Origin of the sequence: Citricoccus sp. NPDC055426 (assembly GCF_040677445.1) — a bacterium.
GTDB lineage: Bacteria > Actinomycetota > Actinomycetes > Actinomycetales > Micrococcaceae > Citricoccus.
This window is the reverse complement of record NZ_JBFARZ010000003.1, coordinates 399,980-418,140: the sequence shown is the minus strand read 5'-3', so window position 1 is coordinate 418,140 and position 18,161 is coordinate 399,980. Positions and strand designations below refer to the sequence as shown.

Genomic DNA, 18,161 nt, shown 5'->3' with positions numbered 1-18,161 from the left:
CATCGACGCCCACAAACACCGCTGGGTGTCTGGTCGAATGACATCGTTGACTGCCTGGGTTTAGACCGGGGTATGGGAAAGTCCTAGAACCTCGTCATCGTCCGCTCCGTCACGGATCTTCAGCTCACGGTCGCTCAGGCGGCGGCCCGGTTCCGAGTCTCTCGGCAACGCGACTGACCCGGGGACCTGGTCCATATCGATGTCAAGAAACTTGGTCGCATCCAGGGCGGGGGCGGCTGGAGGGCCCATGGCCGGGCCCAGAGCGCCGCCCAGGGGAACAAGCGGGCAAGGATCGGTTATGACTTCGTGCACTCGATGGTCGATGACCACTCACGACTGGCCTACAGCGAGATCCACGATGACGAGACCACGAACACCTGCGCCAGGTTTCTGGCCCGAGCCGCGGACTACTTCGCCGCCTGTGGGAATGAAGGGGTGATGACGGACAACGCTTCCGCTTACTAGAACAGCCACGCCTTCAAGGACCAAGTCGAGCTCCTCGGGGCCAGACAGAAATTCATCAAGGCCCACTGCCCCTGGCAGAACGTCAAGGTCGAACGTCTCAACCACACCCTGGCCAACGAATGGGCCTACCGCCAGCCCTTCACCAGCAACCATGACCGCCGCAACGCCCTTGCGCCCTAGATCGATCACTACAACACTGAACGAGGCCTGAGCGCGCTCGGAGGCCGACCCCCCAACCAGCCGACTGCCACCAACCTGATGCTGGATACAGCTAGAAGCCGCTGACGCGCCGTGGCAGGTAGCTTGATGTGAGTTCATCGAGGTCCCGCTCGGTGAGCTCTACGTCGAGAGCGTTGACCGCTTCATCGAGGTGCCTGGTCTGCGTTGCGCCGACGATGGGTGCCGTCACTCCCGGTTGGTGTAGAAGCCAGGCGAGGCCAACGGTGGCGCGAGACGTCTGGTGGCGTTCAGCGACATGGCCAACTGCATCGATGATCTCGCGGTCACTGTGGTCGGCCGCGTACAGCTTGCTCCCGAATTTATCGGTACGAAGACGTTCGCTCGCTTCGCCCCAGGGGCGCGCGATGCGCCCTCGCGCGAGTGGACTCCATGGCAGTACGCCCAGTCCCTGGTCAAGGCACAGTGGGAGCATTTCACGTTCCTCCTCCCGGTAGAGAAGGTTGTAGTGATCCTGCATGGAGACGAATCGGCTGATCCCGCGAAGATCTGCGGTGTAGAGCGCCTTCGTGAGCTCCCAGGCAAACATCGACGACGCCCCGAGGTAACGCACTTTTCCTGACTTGACGAGGTCATGGAGTGCTTCGAGCGTCTCCTCGAGGGGTGTCGAAGGGTCGAGCCGATGAATTTGGTAGAGATCGATGTAGTCGGTATCCAGCCTCCGGAGGCTCGCCTCGACCTCGGTCATGATGTGCTTGCGCGAGAGTCCCCTCCCGTTGGGTCCATGGTGCGTGGGCCCATGGACCTTCGTGGCGATCACTAGACTGTCGCGGTCGCCGAGATCCCCGAGGACCCCGCCGAGAATCTCCTCGCTGGTGCCATCCGAGTAGATGTTGGCCGTATCGAAAAAGTTGATGCCGTGATCAAGCGCGGCAGTGATGATCTGTCGACTTCGGTCTTCGTCGAGTGTCCAGGTATGACGACCGCTCTCGGCCACGCCGAAACTCATCGCTCCGACACAGATCCTTGAGACATCCAACCCGGTCTTTCCGAGCTTCGTGTACTGCATCCGCATTCCCTTCTAGTTCTTCCGGCTGCAGCTAGAGGACTGATTCAGTGCCGAGAAGAACTGTCGCCTCGCTTGAGAGCAGCCCGCCGTTACCGTGTGCCAGGGCGACGTTGGCATTCTCGACCTGTCTCTCACCTTCGCGCCCACGAAGTTGTCTCACCGCCTCCACTAAACCGAATAGTCCATACATTCCGGGGTGCCCATAGGACATTCCGCCGCCATTCGTGTTCATCGGGAGACTGCCGCCAGGAAGCGTGTTTCCATCCGCCACGAACGCACCTGACTGGCCCTTGTCGACGAATCCGAGGTCCTCGAGAAAGAGGAGCGGAGTGATGGTGAAGGCGTCGTAGAGTTGAACGACGTCAACGTCGCTCGGCTTGAGTCGGGCTTCGTCGAAGGCCTGTAGACCGGATGCGACAGCTGGCGTACGAGTGAGATCGGGCATCCCGGAAATGAACATGTGTGCCGAAGATTCGCCTGCCCCGAGCACGTATGCGGGTGCGTGAGGGAGCCCCTTGGCGACGTCTGCCGAGGTCATCACGACGGCGGCTCCTCCGTCGGTGACGAGGCAACAATCTCTGACGGTGAGCGGGTCAGATACGAGCCGTGCGCCGAGAACATCCTCCAGGGCCAGATCATCCTGGTCCCAGGCCCCCGGAGTGAGCTGTGCCCATCGACGTGCGGCAACTGCAACCGAGGCGAGCTGTTCGCGAGTCGTGCCGAAGTCGTGCATGTGTCGAGAAGCCGCGAACGCATAGGAGGCCAGGGGCTCGATCGCTCGGTATGGCTTCTCCCAGGGGTCCACTTCTGGCGCACTCGAGGCGCGGTCAAGTCGGGCTGTGCTTCCGTAGGCGACCACTGCAACCTTGCACAGCCCTGCCGCAATTGCTGCTCGCGCATGGTTCACGTGCGCCATGAACGACGATCCGCCGATGTTGGTGCCGTCGATGTATCGCGGCGTCATGCCGAGGTCTTGAGCCAGGTAGAGGGGGGCCATGAGAAGCTGGCCCGCCGCAGCAAAGACGCCGTCGACGTCCGACGGCTTCAAGCCGGCGTCTCGTAGCGCGCGCACTGACGCTTGCACCATAAGGTCCTGGGGGCGGGTGCCTGATGGAGCCTCGCCCAGTTCGGATTCCCCGATGCCGACAATTGCTGTGTTTCCTCGAAGGTTCATCGTTGGTGGTCCTCGCTCAGGAGCTCGAAAATGGGGTGCCGCGATCCGGAATATTCGTCAGGTGGGCTAAACGTGGTGGCCACACGGGAGCCGATGAGGTCATCCAGATCAACGTCACCGGTCAAGAGCCCGAGCATCCGGAAGCCTTCGTCGAGTTCTACCAACGCGAAGTGCTTGGGCGGATGGGTGCGACTGTACTGTTTCGTGGCTGCGTAGACGGTGCCGTGTCCAGCGCTGGTCGACCACTGCGAGTCCTCGCCGTTGACCGGCGTGTAATCGCTCGGAGGCCAGAACGCGGTTCCCGTGGAGTCATGGGGATAGACCAGCTCGCCATGTTTCCAATGTTCGGCAATGCGGTCTGCGACGGAGCGCCGGGAATCGGTGGAAGTCATCTGGGAGCCTTTCGGTTGCTTGCTGAGACGAGGTGAAGGACTGCGCATCTGGCCTTCTGGAAGGGCGCGCATTCGGGTGGACGAGGTCTATTGGACTCCGATGAGACCCAGGAGTTCATCCTTCCGCTCGTTCGCGGCGGGGAGGTAATCCATGAGTGGGCGCATTCCTTCAGGACGGGGAAGCGCGCCTTCAACGTCGTCGCGAACCGAAACGGTGAGAGCGCCGTTGAAGCCTTGCTGTCCGTCCACTGAGGTCAAGTATTCGAAGAAAAGTGCTGCAGCTTCAGGATTCGGCGAGTTCGAACTGACCGTCGTGTGGAATTCAATGCCTAGCGTGGGCTCGATGGTATGTACTTCCAGTGGCGCACCAGCGTCGATCTGGGGCTGGGCACCAGTGCGACCGATTGGTGCCATGATGTCGGCACTGCCTGAGGCGAGGGCCTCACTGCCCGGGACATTGCTGGCCACGAAGCGCGGATCCTGTGAAGCAAGGCCGGTCAGGAACTCGTCGCCGTACTCTTCGCTCCAGAATTGGAGCAGGGCAAGGTATCCGGGGTCACTCCTGGGATCGAGCAGGAGGAGTCGGCCGCTGTATGTCGGCTCGAGCAGTTGTTCCCACGATGTTGGGACCTCGGAACTTGGGACGGCGTCCGCATTGATGCCCAACTCAAGTACGTGGTAGGAGGTCAGCGCGTCGCCGTTGTTGTTGTATTCCTCGGGCCACCCATCGGCGGGCTCGACGCCTGTGTCCCACCAGTCCTTGTCGAATCCCTCCTCCACGAAAAGTGGGTCGGTTTGGGAGATGACATCCGCAGTCGGTGCGTTCGATTCGCTCTCCTGGGCGTATCTGACCGTGAGGTCACCTGTGACACCGCGAAGGACCTCCACCTCGATGTCTGGATAGACCTCGTTGAAGCCTGCGACGACGGCATCATTGCGTTCAGGCGAATTGCCCGAATACCAGTAGACGATTCCGCCGGCCTCACCGGACGAGTTGGCATCGCTGCCAGTAGAGCAAGCCGACAGCGCGCCTACCAGCGAAAGCGCAACTGCAGTAGTGGTGAAAGTTCTGAACGCTGTCCTCATCATGTCCTCACAGCTCTAGTTGTCCTTCTCGGTAGTCCCCAGCTGTTCGCGAGCGGAGAATCCCAAGCTAGCAGATGATATGATCAGTATCACATATTACGGTGGTACTGGATTAGGCCATGCGATTTAGCATCCGCCGCCAGGCAGGAAAACTTGCCACTCACTGAGGAGTCACAGATGAAACGATCACTACAGAGTGCGGTGCTAGTCGCTGTCGCGATTGGCCTCGCCGGGACGATGTCGGCTTGTTCGCCGGGAAATGCGAGCGGGCCGGTTGCGGAAGGCGCCTCAGGCACAGTCGTCTGGTACAGCTCGCACAATCCCACTCAGAACGAAGCCGTGGTCACTGCCTTCCAAGAAGCGAACCCGGATATCCACGTTGAGGTTCTTCGTTTGGTCACCGGCGAGTTGGCCACCAGGTATGGCCAGGAGCGAGCGTCTGGTCAGGCGAGCGCCGACCTCGTGACACTTTCAGATCCGGTATTCGTGGAGAGCGGCGCCGATGAGGGCTGGTGGGACACGGACGTCCCGACGGCTGAAGGCTGGCCAGAAGATCAGTATGCCGATGGGGTGGCGACCATCGGATATCTGCCACTCCTCTTGGGCTACAACACGGACTCGTTGGGTTCAGCGGAGGCGCCGCAGGAGTGGAAAGACCTGACCGATCCGAAGTATCGAGGACGCTTGATCATGCCGGATGTGCGCAATGACCCTGCGTATCTCTCACTGATGCAACTCTGGACGCAGGAGTACGGCGACGATTTCTTGAGCGGGATCGCCGCTCAGGACCCACAATTCGTGTCCAGCGTCGTGCCCGGAAACGAGTCACTGGGGGCCGGAAGCGGCGACGTGTTGGCACCGAACGCTGTCCCCTCGGCAACGACGATGATCGACGCGGGTGCACCCATCGAGCTCCTTCAGCCGGAGCCGACGACGGGCATCGAGTACTACACCATGATCACCTCGAACGCCGAGAATCCCGCGGCTGCTGCGACGCTCTACGAATTCCTGACTTCAAAGGAGGGGCAGCAGGCATACAACGGGGCCGTGGGGGCATCCCCTCGGGAGGACGTTGAGGGCACGGCGTCGTTGCCTGAGGACTACGTCCAACTCCGGGATCTTCTTCCTGCGGCCAATGACAGACGAGACGAAATCGTCGGGTTGCTCGGAATCCAGTAACCGGACGTGCTCACCCAGCGAAACGCACTGACACCGCGAAAGTAGGAACGATGACAAGCGAAACGATTTCCACCCCTCGGACCTTGTTTACCAATCTCACCATCAACGGCGCATCCGTTCCGGGCGAGGGAGAAGTCATCCGGGTCGTGAACCCGGCGACGGGGGAACCGATCGGCGAGGTGGCGGGCGCTACCGAAGCGCAGACTGAGTCCGCCATTGCCGCAGCGAGGGAGGCCTTCGACGACGGACGGTGGTCTGGTCTTCCTCCTGCAACGCGTGCCACTGCCATCGGCAAGCTTGCGGACTTGCTCGAACAGAGCGACGCTCTACTCGATGTGCTGGTCTCAGAGGTCGGCACGCCGATCTCGACGGCCCGTATGATTCAAATCGGCCAGCCGGTGGCCACCTTGCGCTACTACTCGGAGTTGGCGGGGAGCGACTTCTCGGAAGCGTTGGATCCCGCCCCCTTGCTGGACGGGATCAGCATCGTGGACCACGTTCCCGTCGGTGTGGTCGCTGCGATCTCCGCATACAATTTCCCGCTGACTCTGGCAATGTGGAAGCTCGGACCCGCGCTTGCCGCTGGCTGCAGCGTGGTATTGGTGTCGTCGCCGAAGACGCCGCTTGCCACGCTGGAGTTTGGTCGACTCATCGCTGAAGCAGGGATCCCCGACGGCGTCATCAACGTTCTGGCTGGGGGAGCGGAGGTCAGCACATTGCTGACTACGCACCCGTCGATTGACAAGGTCGGCTTCACCGGGTCTGCGACCGTGGGCCGGCTCGTCATGGGACAGGCTGCGACATCGCTCAAGGACGTCGTCCTCGAGCTCGGGGGCAAGTCACCCGCAATCATTCTTCCAGGAACCCATCTGGAAGACGTCGTGGCTCCACTGATTCAGCGCACGAGCCGTAACACCGGGCAGGCCTGCGCTGCTCCGACGCGCTACCTCGTGCACGAAAATGACTTCGCAGAGTTCGAACGACTGGCGAAGGAGTCTGTCGCCGAGATCACCATCGGAGACCCATTCGACGAAGACACCTTGGTGGGCCCTCTGATCCGTGACGAGCATCGAGCCAACGTCGCGGGCATGGTCGACCGGGCGATCGCATCGGGCGGTCGACTCCTTGCACAAGGGGACCTTCCCGAGGGAGGGGTGGGGTACTTCTTCCCCGTCACGATTCTGGCCGATCTGGCCCAAGACGCAGAGATCGTGCAGGAGGAGGTCTTTGGCCCGGTTGCCGTGGTGTCCAGCTACCGAACCGTCGACGAAGCCGTCGAGTTGGCCAATGACAGTCAGTACGGCCTACAGGGATACGTCTTCGGTGCGGACGTCGTCGAGGCGACCGCTGTGGGCCGACGCCTGCGCGTCGGGACTGTCGTGATCAATGGAGGCGGTGGCGGCGCTCGAGTCGATGCCCCCTTCGGAGGGTTCAAGCAAAGCGGTGTCGGTCGCGAGCTGGGCCGTTGGGGACTCGAAGCGTATTTCGAGCCCCGGCACGTCCAAATCGCCACGCGCGCCCCTCGCAAAGCCAATTGATCCACGAACAAAGGAATGGGCATGACCACTGCCGCCAGAATTGTTGTCCAAGAGAACGTCGGTGAACCGTTCGAGATCGTTGACGTTGAGCTACCGGACCCCTCGGGACACGAGGTCCTTGTCAGAATCAAGAGCACCGGAGTCTGCCAGAGTCAGATCTTCTGGTCCACCCAGCCGCATGCCGAACCGATGCTCTTCGGGCACGAAGCGCTCGGGGTCGTCGACAGTGTCGGCGCGAACGTCACTTGGGTGACGCCTGGTCAGGCAGTTCTGGTGACCTGGATCCCGAGGGATGACGAGCGTGTGCCCGAAATCGGAACCGTTGTTCTGCCAGATGGCCGAACGGCAACCGCGCCCAACATCTACACCTGGGGGACCCACGTGATCGTCGACGAACTGTACGTAGTCGCGGTCAACGACTCGGCTGACCGCGACGTTTCGGCGGTCGTCGCATGCGCCGTCTTGACCGGCGCCGGTGCGGTGAAGCGGACAGCGGCCATCGAATCCGGCAGCACGGTGGCGGTGATCGGCCTCGGTGGAGTTGGGCTTTCAGCTGTCGTGGCGGCAAGAGAAGTGGGCGCCAGCCAGGTGATCGCCGTTGACTTGAGCGACGAGAAGCTTGAATTCGCAGAACGATTCGGCGCGACGACCGGGATCAACGGACGGACCGAGGACGTCGTGGCACGCATCCTGGAACTCACCGGGGGCGTCGACTATGTCATCGATTGCGTCACCAACGACCATACTGTCGAGCAGGGTCTGAGCTCGCTGCGCAAGGGCAAGGTGGGCGTGAATCGCGGAGGGTCTCACGTGCTCGTGGGCATTCCGGAGAAGCCGCTCACCATCAGCACGCGGCCAATGCTGCTGGGCGAATTCGATCTCATCGGGACCCTCGGTGGCTCCAGCCTCCAGGCGGACGTGCATGAATATCTCGACTGGGCAGCGGGTGGCACGCTCGATCTCGAAACCATGATCACGAATCGGTACACGTTCGAGGACGTCGTCGAAGCGATGGACGATCTCAACTCGGGCAAGGTGCTCGGCCGGTCCATTCTCGTCCTGGACGACTGAACTCTTCATTGAAACGGAAACGCGACGGCTCCCACGAAGTGTTCGTGGGAGCCGTCGCGTTGTTTGGTGTGGCTTTAGCCGTAAGAGATGACTGATCGGATGACTTTGCCTTCAGCCATGGCATCGAGACCCTCATTGACCTCGTCCAGGCCGATGACGTTCGAGACCATCGCTCCGAGGTCGATATCGCCCCGTTCGGCGAAATCGATAATGCGCTGAAACTCGACAGGCACTTGGGAGGAGCCATAGAGGCTGCCATAGAGCCGCTTCTCCTCGAGGATCATCTCGTGGATGGGAAGCGTGACCTGGGCCGCCTTGATGCCGACGGCCACGACAATGCCGCGACGGCGGACCATTTCGTAGCCCTTGACCACGTTCTCGGCGAAACCGGTGACCTCCAGTGCGAAATCGGCGCCGCGACCTGCGGTGAGGGCCTTGACCTCCGCGACCGTGTCGACGCTGTCTGCGACGAGGACCGTATGAGTTGCGCCGTTCTTGATCGCGTAGTCGAGTTTGCTCTGTACCGTGTCGATGGCGATGATCATGCTTGCACCGGCTATGCGAGCACCTTGAATGGCCGATTGTCCGACTCCGCCGCAGCCGATGACTGCGACTGTGGATCCGGTTCTGATGCCCGCGGTGTTGACCGCCGCGCCGAAGCCAGTGGTGACTCCGCAACCGACAAGTGCGAGTTGCTCGAACGGTAGGTCTGACTCGACTTTCACGACGTACTGGCGGGGGACGTTCGCCGCCTCGCCGAAAGTCCCCAGGTCCGCATCAAGCATGGTGCCATCGGCGCGCCGGTACCTCTTCTGCCGCAGGATCGTCCGTGCGGGACCACCTCCCCATTCGCATTGAGGGTTCTGTCCGCGCAGGCAGTAGAAACAATTGCCGCACGACGAGCGGAACGACATGATGACCTTGTCGCCGACCTTGAGGTCGTCAATTCCGGAGCCGACCGCCTCGACGACGCCGGCACCTTCGTGACCGAGTAGGTGCGGGGGGATATCGAGATTCCTGGACTTGTGCAGGTCTGTGCCGCAGATGCCACTGGCCTTGTAGCGCACGAGGACATTGCCGGGCCCTGGTGTCTCATCCATCTCAAGCTCTTCGACGGTCAGGGGCTTGTCCTTCGCCTCGAAGACCGCTCCACGTATTTTCACGTTCTAGTACCTCCGTGAGTAGTTAAATGAGTGAGACGCTGCCCACTGTTCGTCACTCCGTATTACGAGACTACCATGATACTGTTTAGTGATTGTGAGTTCCGTCGCAGTTGATCAAGTAGCGAACCAAGGGAGGCGTTCCGCGTGGCATGGAGCCGAAGAGGGAATCTGAAGTTGAGAATGTTGGCTGGAGTCGCAGTCTCGGCAGGGCTGATCGCATCCATCGCTGGATGCGCGTCCGGCGGTGCTGAAGGGGAGGGGCCCTCGGGCACTGTCGTCTGGTACAGCTCCAAGGCTCCCGATTACAACGATGCGCTGATCGAGGCATTCAATGAGCAGTATCCGGATGTCAACGTCGAGGTCATGCGAGCCATTACCGGCGACATCACGGTCCGGTACTCTTCCGAGCGATCGGCTGGCGCGGCCACTGCGGATGTCGTCACCCAGAGCGATTCGGCCTTCCTTGCCGAGGGACAGGACCAGGGCTGGTGGAAGACGGATTCCGAGATTGACGAGGGGTATCCGGAAGAGGCCTATGACGATGGCGTATTGGTGGCTTCCTACCACGAGATGATGCTTGGTCACAGCACGCAGGCGTTCCCGGAAAGCCTCGGTTCTTGGGAAGACCTCCTGAAGCCGGAGTTGAAGGGCCGGCTTGTTCTGGTCGATCCGCGCGGTGAGCCGGGGTACCTCGCGTGGTATCAGGTTCTGGCCGAGGAGTACGGCGAGGACTTCCTGTCCGACTTGGCAGCCCAGGAACCGCGTTTCGTGACGAGCGCGGTGCCTGGGGGCGAGACGGTGAGTTCCGGCGGAGCCGACGTGTTGGCGCCAGTGGCGCTGTCTTCCATCAATGCCCTGATGGAATCCGGTGCGCCGCTGGCGATCGAGCCGTTCGCTCCCAGTACGACCATCGAGGTCTATACGGTGGTGAGCAACGAGGCACAGAATCCTGAGGGCTCGGCCGCGTTCTTCGAGTTCCTGTCCTCGAAGGAGGGGCAGGAAGCCTTCAACGGCGAGGTGACTTCGTCAGCTCGAACGGACGTCGAAGGGCCTCCGGCGCTGTCCGAGGGCCTTGTTCCGCTGGGCGATGTTCTGCCGAGGGCGCAGGAAAACCGTGACGAGATCGTCGGCACCTTGGGCCTCGAGTAGACACTCCTCGGTGCTGGTGGAGTGAGATGGCCCAGTAAGCCGGAGCGGACCGCAATGGCGGGCGTCCGCAGGGTCGGCCCACCCGCAACGCGCGCGGGCCGACCCTGCGGAGGTCAGGAGTCCTGGCGGAGGTTGTTCCCGGCCGTCTCGCCGCCGTCGATCGCGATGGAGGCGCCCGAGACGAACCGCGACTCATCCGAGGCCAGGTAGAGCACCAGCGAGCTGATCTCCTCGACCTGCGCCGCCCTCCCGGCCGGCACCTGCCCGAAGCCGCGCTTGAGCCCGGCGGTCAGCGGCGTCTCCACGGAGCCGGGGTGGATGGAGTTCACCCGGAGCCCATCGGGGCCGAAGTCCAGGGCGGAGGTCTTCGTCAGCCCCTGCACGCCCCACTTCGCCGCCGAGTACGCCGCGCGGTTCTTGAACCCGACCAGCCCGGCGATCGAGGAGACGTTGATGATCGAGGAGCTCTGCTGCTTCCGCAGTTCCGGCACGGCCGCCTTCATCCCCAGGAACGTGCCGGTCAGGTCGATGTCCAAGGTCCGCGTCCAGTCCTCCACAGAGGCCTCCTCCACGGTGCCGGGCGTGTAGATGCCCGCGTTGTTGACCAGCACATCCAGCTTCCCGAACTCCCGTACCGTCTGCCCGACGGCGGCCGTCCAGGCCTCGAGGTCCGTCACGTTGAGCGGGGTGAAGGCGGCGGCCGCACGGCCTTCGGCCGTGTTGATCTCCTCCGCCAGGGCGGCGCCGGTCTCCTCCTGCAGGTCACCGATCATGACGCAGGCCCCCGCGGCGGCGAGGGCGCGGGCGTGGGAGGCGCCCATGCCCTGGGCGGCTCCGGAGATCAGGGCGACCTTGCCGGCGGCGCGGCCGGCTGGTGGGGTGGAATTCTCGTTCATGGCCGTCACGCTAGGACCTCGGCCGACCGGACGGATCCACCTGTTCCGTTGAACGGTATGATCGGCGTCACTCTCATAGACGTCTCGAAAGGCAGTCCCGTGGCCAACTCGCCCTCCGGGGAATCCGTGATCCACCGCGTGGTGCGCATCCTCTCCGCCTTCGGTGACGATGCCCCGGCACTGCACCTGCGGGAGCTCGCGCGGACGGTCGGGCTGCCGGTCTCCACGGTGCACCGACTGGTGGCCGAGTTGGAGCTCGAGGGGTTGCTGGTGCGAGACGACTCCGGCCGGCTGCGCCACGGCCACCGGATGTGGGAGATGGCCTCGCGGGGATCACGGGCCTCGTCTCTGCGGGAGGCCGCCCTGCCGCCCATGGAGGACCTGCTCAACCACACCGGCAACCATGTCTCCCTCGGCGTCCTGGAGGGCACCGACGTGCTCTACCTGGAGCGGCTCGCCGCAGACGACGCCACCATCAACATCACCAAGATCGCCGGCCGGTTGCCGGTCCACGGCTGCTCGGCCGGACTCGTGTTCATGGCCTACGCGCCGGAGGAGCAGCAGGAGTTGTTCCTGCGCCGGCGGCTGGAGCAGCTCACCCCGGACACCATTACGGACTCGGAGCAGTTGCGCGGGGTCCTCGCCGACATCCGCCGCAACGGCTACGTCTCCATGGCGGGCATCATTGTGGAGGAGTCCAGCGGGATCTCGGTGCCGATCCTGGTGGAGGACCAGCGCGCCGTGGGGGCGCTCACCGTGATCGTGCCTCGCGGCGAGGAGCATCTGGCCGTCACCATCCCGCAGCTGCAGTTCGCCGCCCGGGCCATCACCCGCCGTCTCGGCTACGAGCCATCCGCCCGCGGCATGCAGCGTCGCAGCGAGCCCCGCCCCCGCTGATCCTCCGCCGCCTGCTTTGAGTCGAGTTCGGGTGGGTGTTGGGCCCCAACACCCACGCGAACTCAACTCTCCCGCTGGAACTGCGCACCCCCGTGATGATCGGCGTGATGACGGCCTCGGCGATGATGGAGGCCGAGGAGGAGTAACCACCGGGCACCGGCCTCACTACGCTGGACCCATGGACAACCACCCCGAGGTGCGCGCGGCCCCCATGCCCCGCCGCATCCTCGCGGCCCTCGCCCTCGCGGGCACCGCGATCAGTCTCTCCGGCTGCACGCCGGCTCCGGCCCCATCGCAGTCACCGAGCGGGGCCGGGGCCGGCTCGGAGGGGACGGCCGGCTCCGGTGCGCCGCCTACGGAACCGGACGCGGCCGGCGTCGTGGTGGTGTCCTCGGGGCTGGAGGCGCCATGGTCCGTGGCCTTCCACGGCGAGGTGCCGCTGGTCAGCGAGCGGGACTGTGCCCGCATCCTCGAGCTCGACGAGGCCGGCGCCGCTCGGGAGATCATCACCGTTCAGGACGCCGCGCCACGGGGCGAGGGCGGTCTGCTGGGGATCGCCGTCCACGATGACCACCTCTACGCCTACCTCACCGCCGAGGGCGAGAACCGGATCGACCGGATTCCCCTGAGCGGCGAACCCGGCGCCCTGGCCCTCGGGGAGCCGGAGACGATCCTGGCGGGGATTCCGGCCGCCGGCAACCACAACGGGGGTCGGATCGCCTTCGGTCCGGACGGGATGCTCTACGCCACCACCGGTGATGCCGGCCGGGCTGAGAACGCTCAGGACCTCGACTTGCTAGCCGGGAAGATCCTGCGGCTGACGCCGGAAGGAGGGGTGCCTGCGGGCAACCCCTTCGAGGGCTCCCCGGTCTACAGCTACGGGCACCGCAACCCTCAGGGCCTGGCCTGGGATGAGAACGGCACGCTGTACGCCAGCGAGTTCGGGCAGAACACCTGGGACGAGCTCAACATCATCGAGGCCGGCGCCAACTACGGCTGGCCTGAGGTGGAGGGCATCGCCGGGCAGGAGGGTTTCGTGGATCCGGTGCAGCAGTGGGCGCCGGCCGAGGCGAGTCCCAGCGGGATCGCGGTTCTCGGAGGTGCCGTGTACATCGCCAACCTGCGCGGCGAGGTGCTGCGCCAGGTTCCCCTGGGCTCGCTCGGCGAGTCCACCGAGCACTGGGCCGGCGAGTACGGGCGCCTGCGCGACGCCACCGAGGCCCCCGATGGCTCACTGTGGGTGCTGACAAACAACACCGACGGCCGCGGCGATCCCGGCCCCGAGGACGATCGGATCCTCCGCCTGGAACCCGGGTCCTGAGCCCTGTGCAGCCACCGCAGCCTGCACCCGCGGGCTGGCCCCGCGGGCTTTCCGCGAAGGCCCGGTGGCTAGAGCCATCCTCTGGCCGTCAGCCAGGAAGCGCACAGCGCGGTCCAGCTCTCCGGCTCGCCCGCTCCGACGGCCAGCCCGAGCCCGTGCTCCCCTTCGGGGAACACATGCAGGGCATGGGACACCGCCTGGTCCGCCAGAGCCTGAGCCAGGAGATAGGAGTGCCGCACGGACACCGAGGGATCGTCGGCGGTATGCCAGAGGAAGAACGGCGGGGCCTCCGGGGTGACCAGCTGTTCCAGAGACGTGGCCGCGATCTCCACCGCGCCGGGTGCCTCCCCCAGCAGCTCGCGCCGGGAGCCTGAATGGGCATCGATCTCCATCGACACCAGCGGATAGCAGAGGATGGCAGCGTCCACGCGGTCGGGCCCCGTGCCCGTCAGGGCGGCCTGGCCGGCCACATGACCGCCCGCCGAGAACCCCATCAGGGCCACGCGCCGGGCCCCGCTGGCACGGATCCGGGCCACCTCGGCCCGGACCGCGTCCACCGGACCAGGGTGCCGGGTGTGGATCGGATACCGGAAGACGCTGGCGGACAGCCCGAGCTGGCGAAGCCAGGCGACGGCCGGGCCGCCGTCGTTCTCCGCGTAGCCGACATAGCCACCTCCCGGACACACGATGACATGGTCCGGATGCGTGGGGGTCGGAGGTTCTGTCGGCAGGGGGGATGGGCTGGAGGCCGAGGAGGACTGCGGTGTGTTCACGAGCACATTCTCTCAGGAAGTGCGCCGACTGGGCCTGGGGTCAGGCCGTGAACGTGGAGGCGTCGATCACGAAGCGGTAGCGCACGTCCGAGGCCAGCACCCGCTCCCAGGCCTCGTTGATCTGGTTGGCGCCGATGACCTCGACCTCCGCTGCGATGCCGTGCACGGCGCAGAAGTCCAGCATCTCCTGGGTCTCGGCGATCCCACCGATCATGGAGCCGGCGTAGGAGCGCCGCCCGCCCAGCAGGGAGCCGACGTTCAGGCTCATCGGCTCGGCCGGGGCGCCCACGTTCACCAGGGCCCCGTTGACGGCCAGCAGGCCCAGGAACGCGTCTACGTCCACCGGGCGCTGACCGTGTTGATGATCAGGTCCAGGCTCCGGGACAGGGTCTTGAAGGTCTCCGGGTCGCTCGTGGCGTAGTAGTGGTCCGCGCCGAGGCGCTCGCCGTCCTCCTGCTTGCGCAGGGATTGGGAGAGCACGGTGACCTCGGCGCCCATGGCGTGGGCGATCTTCACGGCCATGTGCCCCAGCCCGCCGAAGCCGACCACGCCGACGCGCTTGCCCGGCCCGGCGCCCCAGCGCTTGAGCGGGGAGTAGGTGGTGATCCCGGCGCACAGCAGCGGGGCGGAGGACTCGAAGGGGATGGCCTCGGGGATGCGCAGCACGAAGTCGGCATCCACCACGATCCCGGTGGCGTAGCCGCCCTGGGTGATCGTGCCGTCCCGGTCCTTGGCGCCATAGGTGCCCACGGCGCCGTTCAGGCAGTACTGCTCGTCCCCGTTGGCGCAGTTGGTGCAGTCGCCGCAGGAGTTCACCAGGCAGCCGACGCCGGCCCGGTCGCCCACCCGGTGGGTGGTCACCTCGGAGCCGACCTCCGCCACGATCCCGGCGATCTCATGGCCGACGGTCAGCGGGTAGGGCTGCGGGCCCCAGTCGCCGCGGATGGTGTGGATGTCCGAGTGGCAGATGCCGGACCAGTGGATGTCGATCCGCACGTCATGCGGGCCGACGGGGCGCCGCTCGATGGTCCCGGGGGTCATCGGGTCGGTAGCGTTCGCGGCGATGTAGGCGGGAACAGCAGTCATCAGAGTCCTTTGCACTGTCGGTACGGATGGACGTGGCCGCAACGGGGATCGCCCGCCGCTGCCACCGGACCAGTCAACCATCCCGTCTGGCGGATGCCGTGACGGGGCATCATGGACAGCAGCACCCCGACCGAGCCCGACCACCGGCAAGGAGCCCCATGAAGACCGTTCCCCTCGGCACCACCGAGACCCGAGTGCCCAACGTGATCGCCGGAATGATGCGGATCGCGGACAAGACCGACGAGCAGATCCGTGCGCTCTACACCGCCGCCCGAGAGGCCGGGATCGACTTCTTCGACCACGCCGACCTCTACGGCTTCAACCACCCCGGCGGCTACCACCACTGCGAACGCCGCTTCGCCGAGGCGCTGAACCTCGGCGGCGCCGAGCGGGAACAGATCACGCTGCAGACCAAGACCGGGATCGTGGACGGGGAGACCTGGCACTACGACTCCTCCTACGAGCACATCATGTCCTCGGTGGAGCAGTCCCTGCGGGCTCTGCGCACGGACTACCTCGACGTGTTGCTGCTGCACCGCCCGGACGCCCTCGTGGAGCCCGAGGAGGTGGCCCGCGCCTTCGACGCGCTCGAGGCCGCCGGAACGGTCCGGGCCTTCGGCGCCTCCAACCACACGCCGCGGCAGATCGAGCTGCTGAAGAGCGCCGTCCGCCAGCCGCTGGTGGCCAACCAGGTCCAGCTCTCGCTCACGCACTCCACGATCGTGGCCCAGGGGATCGCCTCGAACATGGCGGGCCAGGACGATGCGCTGGTGCGGGACGGCGGTGGCCTGGTGGACTACTGCCGGGCCCACGGCATCACGCTCCAGGCCTACTCGACCATCCAGTCTGGTGACGGCTCGGGGGTGTTTCTGGGCTCCCCGGACCACCCGGAACTCAACGCCGAGCTGGACCGGCTGGCCGCCAGGTACGGGGTCCCCCCCATCGCGATCGCCACCGCGTGGATCACCCGCCACCCCGCCGGCATGCAGGTGGTCCTCGGCACCACGACCCCGCAGCGGGTCACGGACGCCGCCGCCGGCTCCGACCTCCGGCTCACCCGGGCCGAGTGGTACGGGCTGATCCAGGCCGCCGGGCACCACGTGCCCTAATTTTGGCGCGAGGAGTCCGTCCCGTCCTGGCGCAGAGCACCGGTCCCTTCGTCGGCCCCGCCCCGGGCCTCGATCAGGCGGCCGTAGCCGTCCTGGTAGGTCGGGTGCACCAGGGTGTCCAGCAGATCCAGCAACAGGGTGCCGTCCAGGACCGTGCCCGTGGCCTCCTCCGGCTCCAGCGGCGGTGGTGGTGACATCCCGAGCCGCTCTGCGATGAAGGTGACCACCTCGCCCAGCGGTGCGGGGGACTGGTCCACCGCGTGAAGCAGGCCGGGCGGTTGCTCCGCCAGGAGCAGGGCGTGCAGGGTGCGGACCAGGTCGTCCTCGTGGATGCGGTTGGTGCGGCGGGCGTACTGCACCGGGGTGCTCTGGCGGACCTTGCGCAGCAGCATCTCCCGTCCCGGGCCGTAGATCCCGGCCGGGCGGAGGATGTGCGCGCCGAGGAGATCCGCGGCCAGCCGCTCGCCCTCGAGCAGGACCTCGGCCCGCGGACCCGCCGGGGCCGGTTCGTCCCGCTCGGTGAGGGGCCGGCCGCCGGTGTGGCCGCCCAGGACGCGCGTGGAGGAGACGAGTACCACGCGGTCTGGAACATGCGGCAGCGCCGCGGCGAGGTTCCGCAGGGCGGCGAGGTAGCCGTCGTCGTGCCCCTGCCCGGGGCCGGGCGTCGGACCGGAGACCGGACCGCCGGGAGGCAAGGTGATGACCATGGCGTCCACGGCCGGCAGCTCTGCTCGCACGGGCTCGTGCAGGTCCACGGCCAGCGCGGTGAAAGGCGCAGGCAACCCGGCCGGCTGCCGACGCAGGGCGAACACCTGCCCGCCGTCTGCGGCCAGCCGCTGACCGAGCCGGGTGCCCAGCGCGCCGCAGCCCACGAGCAGGGTGCGTTCCGGGATGTCTCGCCAAGAGGTGGTCATCCCGACATCCTATTCGTGCTCCCCGCCCCCCGGACCCGGCGTCCTGATGAAAGGATGAAAGCGTTCGATTCAATGGAGCGTCCGTGAAAACCATCACCTACACGGCCCCGAAGCTGCTGCGCACCTGGGCGGACACGGCTGTGCTCAGCCAGCCGCTGAAGCGCACGAACGGTTCGGCGTTGATGACCCGGATGGTGGCCTCCGCATTGGAGGCCAGGGTGCGGGTATGGACCATCACCCCGGTGGAGGACCTGGTGACCAACGACGACGGCGCGGTCACCGGAGCGGTCATCGGCGGGGCGCGCGGGTCGAGCTCAGGCACGGCTCGGTGTGGTGCCGGCCGGAGACAGTATTAAAAGACCTGGTCTGCAACAAACAGTGGACGAGGAGCTGGTGTACGCCTGGACCGTGGGCGATGAGAAGCTCATGCGCAAGTACGGCATCGGCCACGATCGACCGGTTCAACCGCGACGCCCCGCTGACCTCCAGATTGAATGATTCGGTACTCACCCAGATGACCGCCCGGCAGCCGACGAGCCGGTTGGGCATCCCCGAGGAGGTCGCCGAGTTCATCTGCTTCCTGGCCTCCGATGCCGCCAGCTTCGTCACCGGCGCCGCATGGTCCGTGGATGGCGGGTACGAGGCACAGTAATTCGGCCCGTTCTTAGCTCCTGTTACGGTTCGATCATTCGGGATGCGCTC

General features: G+C 65.3%; 17 protein-coding genes and 2 pseudogenes. 10 read left to right on the top strand and 9 right to left on the bottom strand.

What is annotated here, in order from left to right:
* Window positions 1–165 precede the first annotated feature (165 nt).
* A pseudogene (locus tag AB0K08_RS07715) lies at window positions 166–750 on the top strand (integrase core domain-containing protein); the annotation flags it as partial.
* On the opposite strand, the gene AB0K08_RS07710 reads toward AB0K08_RS07715, so the two are convergent.
* The 4 genes from AB0K08_RS07710 to AB0K08_RS07695 form a co-directional block, all read right to left on the bottom strand.
* A complete protein-coding gene (locus AB0K08_RS07710) occupies window positions 737–1,711 on the bottom strand; it encodes an aldo/keto reductase (protein ID WP_363353052.1) in 975 nt (324 codons plus the stop codon). The pseudogene AB0K08_RS07715 and the gene AB0K08_RS07710 sit on opposite strands and share 14 nt — an antisense overlap.
* Before the next feature lie 31 nt (window positions 1,712–1,742).
* Window positions 1,743–2,885: an acetyl-CoA acetyltransferase gene (locus AB0K08_RS07705; protein WP_363353050.1), complete on the bottom strand. Its 1,143-nt coding sequence runs from the start codon at window positions 2,883–2,885 to the stop codon at window positions 1,743–1,745.
* On the bottom strand, window positions 2,882–3,277 hold the full coding sequence (locus AB0K08_RS07700) for an OB-fold domain-containing protein (RefSeq protein WP_363353048.1): 396 nt from the start codon (window positions 3,275–3,277) through the stop codon (window positions 2,882–2,884). Before AB0K08_RS07700 ends, AB0K08_RS07705 begins: the two co-directional genes overlap by 4 nt.
* 87 nt (window positions 3,278–3,364) lie before the next feature.
* Window positions 3,365–4,366, bottom strand: coding sequence for an extracellular solute-binding protein (locus AB0K08_RS07695; RefSeq protein ID WP_363353046.1), 1,002 nt, complete (start codon window positions 4,364–4,366; stop codon window positions 3,365–3,367).
* A 174-nt stretch (window positions 4,367–4,540) separates the two neighbouring features.
* Between AB0K08_RS07695 and AB0K08_RS07690 the strand changes: the two genes are divergently transcribed.
* From AB0K08_RS07690 to AB0K08_RS07680, 3 genes are read left to right on the top strand one after another with little or no spacing between them, the layout of a single operon-like run.
* Complete coding sequence (locus AB0K08_RS07690; RefSeq protein ID WP_363353044.1) at window positions 4,541–5,542, top strand: extracellular solute-binding protein; 1,002 nt, start codon at window positions 4,541–4,543, stop codon at window positions 5,540–5,542.
* 50 nt (window positions 5,543–5,592) lie between these two features.
* Entirely contained in the window at window positions 5,593–7,080 is a 1,488-nt protein-coding gene (locus tag AB0K08_RS07685) for an aldehyde dehydrogenase family protein (RefSeq protein WP_363353042.1), read from the top strand.
* A 21-nt stretch (window positions 7,081–7,101) separates the two neighbouring features.
* The gene (locus AB0K08_RS07680; protein WP_363353040.1) at window positions 7,102–8,151 is read left to right on the top strand and encodes a zinc-binding dehydrogenase; all 1,050 of its coding nucleotides are present in this window, start codon (window positions 7,102–7,104) and stop codon (window positions 8,149–8,151) included.
* Window positions 8,152–8,225: 74 nt separating this feature from the next.
* On the opposite strand, the gene AB0K08_RS07675 is transcribed toward AB0K08_RS07680, so the two are convergent.
* The gene (locus tag AB0K08_RS07675) at window positions 8,226–9,314 is read right to left on the bottom strand and encodes a zinc-binding dehydrogenase (protein WP_363353038.1); all 1,089 of its coding nucleotides are present in this window, start codon (window positions 9,312–9,314) and stop codon (window positions 8,226–8,228) included.
* Between the two features lie 144 nt (window positions 9,315–9,458).
* Here AB0K08_RS07675 and AB0K08_RS07670 point away from each other — a divergent pair, with 144 nt between their 5' ends.
* Window positions 9,459–10,463, top strand: a complete 1,005-nt coding sequence (locus AB0K08_RS07670; RefSeq protein WP_363353036.1) for an extracellular solute-binding protein — start codon at window positions 9,459–9,461, stop codon at window positions 10,461–10,463.
* 113 nt (window positions 10,464–10,576) lie between these two features.
* Here AB0K08_RS07670 and AB0K08_RS07665 read toward each other — a convergent pair whose 3' ends face one another.
* Window positions 10,577–11,359, bottom strand: coding sequence for an SDR family oxidoreductase (locus AB0K08_RS07665; RefSeq protein ID WP_363353034.1), 783 nt, complete (start codon window positions 11,357–11,359; stop codon window positions 10,577–10,579).
* Window positions 11,360–11,458: 99 nt separating this feature from the next.
* On the opposite strand from AB0K08_RS07665, the gene AB0K08_RS07660 reads away from it, so the two are divergent.
* Both AB0K08_RS07660 and AB0K08_RS07655 read left to right on the top strand, forming a co-directional pair.
* Window positions 11,459–12,256, top strand: coding sequence for an IclR family transcriptional regulator (locus tag AB0K08_RS07660; protein WP_363353032.1), 798 nt, complete (start codon window positions 11,459–11,461; stop codon window positions 12,254–12,256).
* 178 nt (window positions 12,257–12,434) lie between these two features.
* Entirely contained in the window at window positions 12,435–13,577 is a 1,143-nt protein-coding gene (locus AB0K08_RS07655; RefSeq protein ID WP_363353030.1) for a PQQ-dependent sugar dehydrogenase, read from the top strand.
* Between the two features lie 68 nt (window positions 13,578–13,645).
* Here AB0K08_RS07655 and AB0K08_RS07650 read toward each other — a convergent pair whose 3' ends face one another.
* A complete protein-coding gene (locus tag AB0K08_RS07650) occupies window positions 13,646–14,350 on the bottom strand; it encodes an alpha/beta hydrolase (RefSeq protein ID WP_363353028.1) in 705 nt (234 codons plus the stop codon).
* Window positions 14,351–14,390: 40 nt separating this feature from the next.
* Window positions 14,391–15,436, bottom strand: a pseudogene (locus tag AB0K08_RS07645) (NAD(P)-dependent alcohol dehydrogenase).
* Between the two features lie 158 nt (window positions 15,437–15,594).
* Between AB0K08_RS07645 and AB0K08_RS07640 the strand changes: the two are divergent.
* Window positions 15,595–16,545, top strand: a complete 951-nt coding sequence (locus tag AB0K08_RS07640) for an aldo/keto reductase (protein ID WP_363353026.1) — start codon at window positions 15,595–15,597, stop codon at window positions 16,543–16,545.
* On the opposite strand, the gene AB0K08_RS07635 is transcribed toward AB0K08_RS07640, so the two are convergent.
* Window positions 16,542–17,459, bottom strand: a complete 918-nt coding sequence (locus tag AB0K08_RS07635) for an SDR family NAD(P)-dependent oxidoreductase (RefSeq protein ID WP_363353024.1) — start codon at window positions 17,457–17,459, stop codon at window positions 16,542–16,544. The genes AB0K08_RS07640 and AB0K08_RS07635 overlap by 4 nt on opposite strands.
* A gap of 83 nt (window positions 17,460–17,542) precedes the next feature.
* On the opposite strand from AB0K08_RS07635, the gene AB0K08_RS07630 reads away from it, so the two are divergent.
* Window positions 17,543–17,815, top strand: coding sequence for an FAD-binding protein (locus AB0K08_RS07630; protein WP_363353022.1), 273 nt, complete (start codon window positions 17,543–17,545; stop codon window positions 17,813–17,815).
* A gap of 59 nt (window positions 17,816–17,874) precedes the next feature.
* Window positions 17,875–18,111 (top strand): SDR family oxidoreductase, encoded by a 237-nt coding sequence (locus AB0K08_RS07625; RefSeq protein ID WP_363353020.1) that lies wholly within the window; start codon window positions 17,875–17,877, stop codon window positions 18,109–18,111.
* Window positions 18,112–18,161 lie beyond the last annotated feature (50 nt).

Excerpts from the sequence above, each read along its gene's own strand:
- AB0K08_RS07685 (WP_363353042.1), top strand. The coding sequence starts at position 5,593 with ATGACAAGCGAAACGATTTCCACCCCTCGGACCTTGTTTACCAATCTC.
- AB0K08_RS07700 (WP_363353048.1), bottom strand. The coding sequence starts at position 3,277 with ATGACTTCCACCGATTCCCGGCGCTCCGTCGCAGACCGCATTGCCGAA.
- AB0K08_RS07635 (WP_363353024.1), bottom strand. The coding sequence starts at position 17,459 with ATGACCACCTCTTGGCGAGACATCCCGGAACGCACCCTGCTCGTGGGC.
- AB0K08_RS07655 (WP_363353030.1), top strand. The coding sequence starts at position 12,435 with ATGGACAACCACCCCGAGGTGCGCGCGGCCCCCATGCCCCGCCGCATC.
- AB0K08_RS07690 (WP_363353044.1), top strand. The coding sequence starts at position 4,541 with ATGAAACGATCACTACAGAGTGCGGTGCTAGTCGCTGTCGCGATTGGC.
- AB0K08_RS07695 (WP_363353046.1), bottom strand. The coding sequence starts at position 4,366 with ATGATGAGGACAGCGTTCAGAACTTTCACCACTACTGCAGTTGCGCTT.
- AB0K08_RS07680 (WP_363353040.1), top strand. The coding sequence starts at position 7,102 with ATGACCACTGCCGCCAGAATTGTTGTCCAAGAGAACGTCGGTGAACCG.
- AB0K08_RS07665 (WP_363353034.1), bottom strand. The coding sequence starts at position 11,359 with ATGAACGAGAATTCCACCCCACCAGCCGGCCGCGCCGCCGGCAAGGTC.
- AB0K08_RS07625 (WP_363353020.1), top strand. The coding sequence starts at position 17,875 with ATGAGAAGCTCATGCGCAAGTACGGCATCGGCCACGATCGACCGGTTC.
- AB0K08_RS07640 (WP_363353026.1), top strand. The coding sequence starts at position 15,595 with ATGAAGACCGTTCCCCTCGGCACCACCGAGACCCGAGTGCCCAACGTG.
- AB0K08_RS07705 (WP_363353050.1), bottom strand. The coding sequence starts at position 2,885 with ATGAACCTTCGAGGAAACACAGCAATTGTCGGCATCGGGGAATCCGAA.
- AB0K08_RS07710 (WP_363353052.1), bottom strand. The coding sequence starts at position 1,711 with ATGCAGTACACGAAGCTCGGAAAGACCGGGTTGGATGTCTCAAGGATC.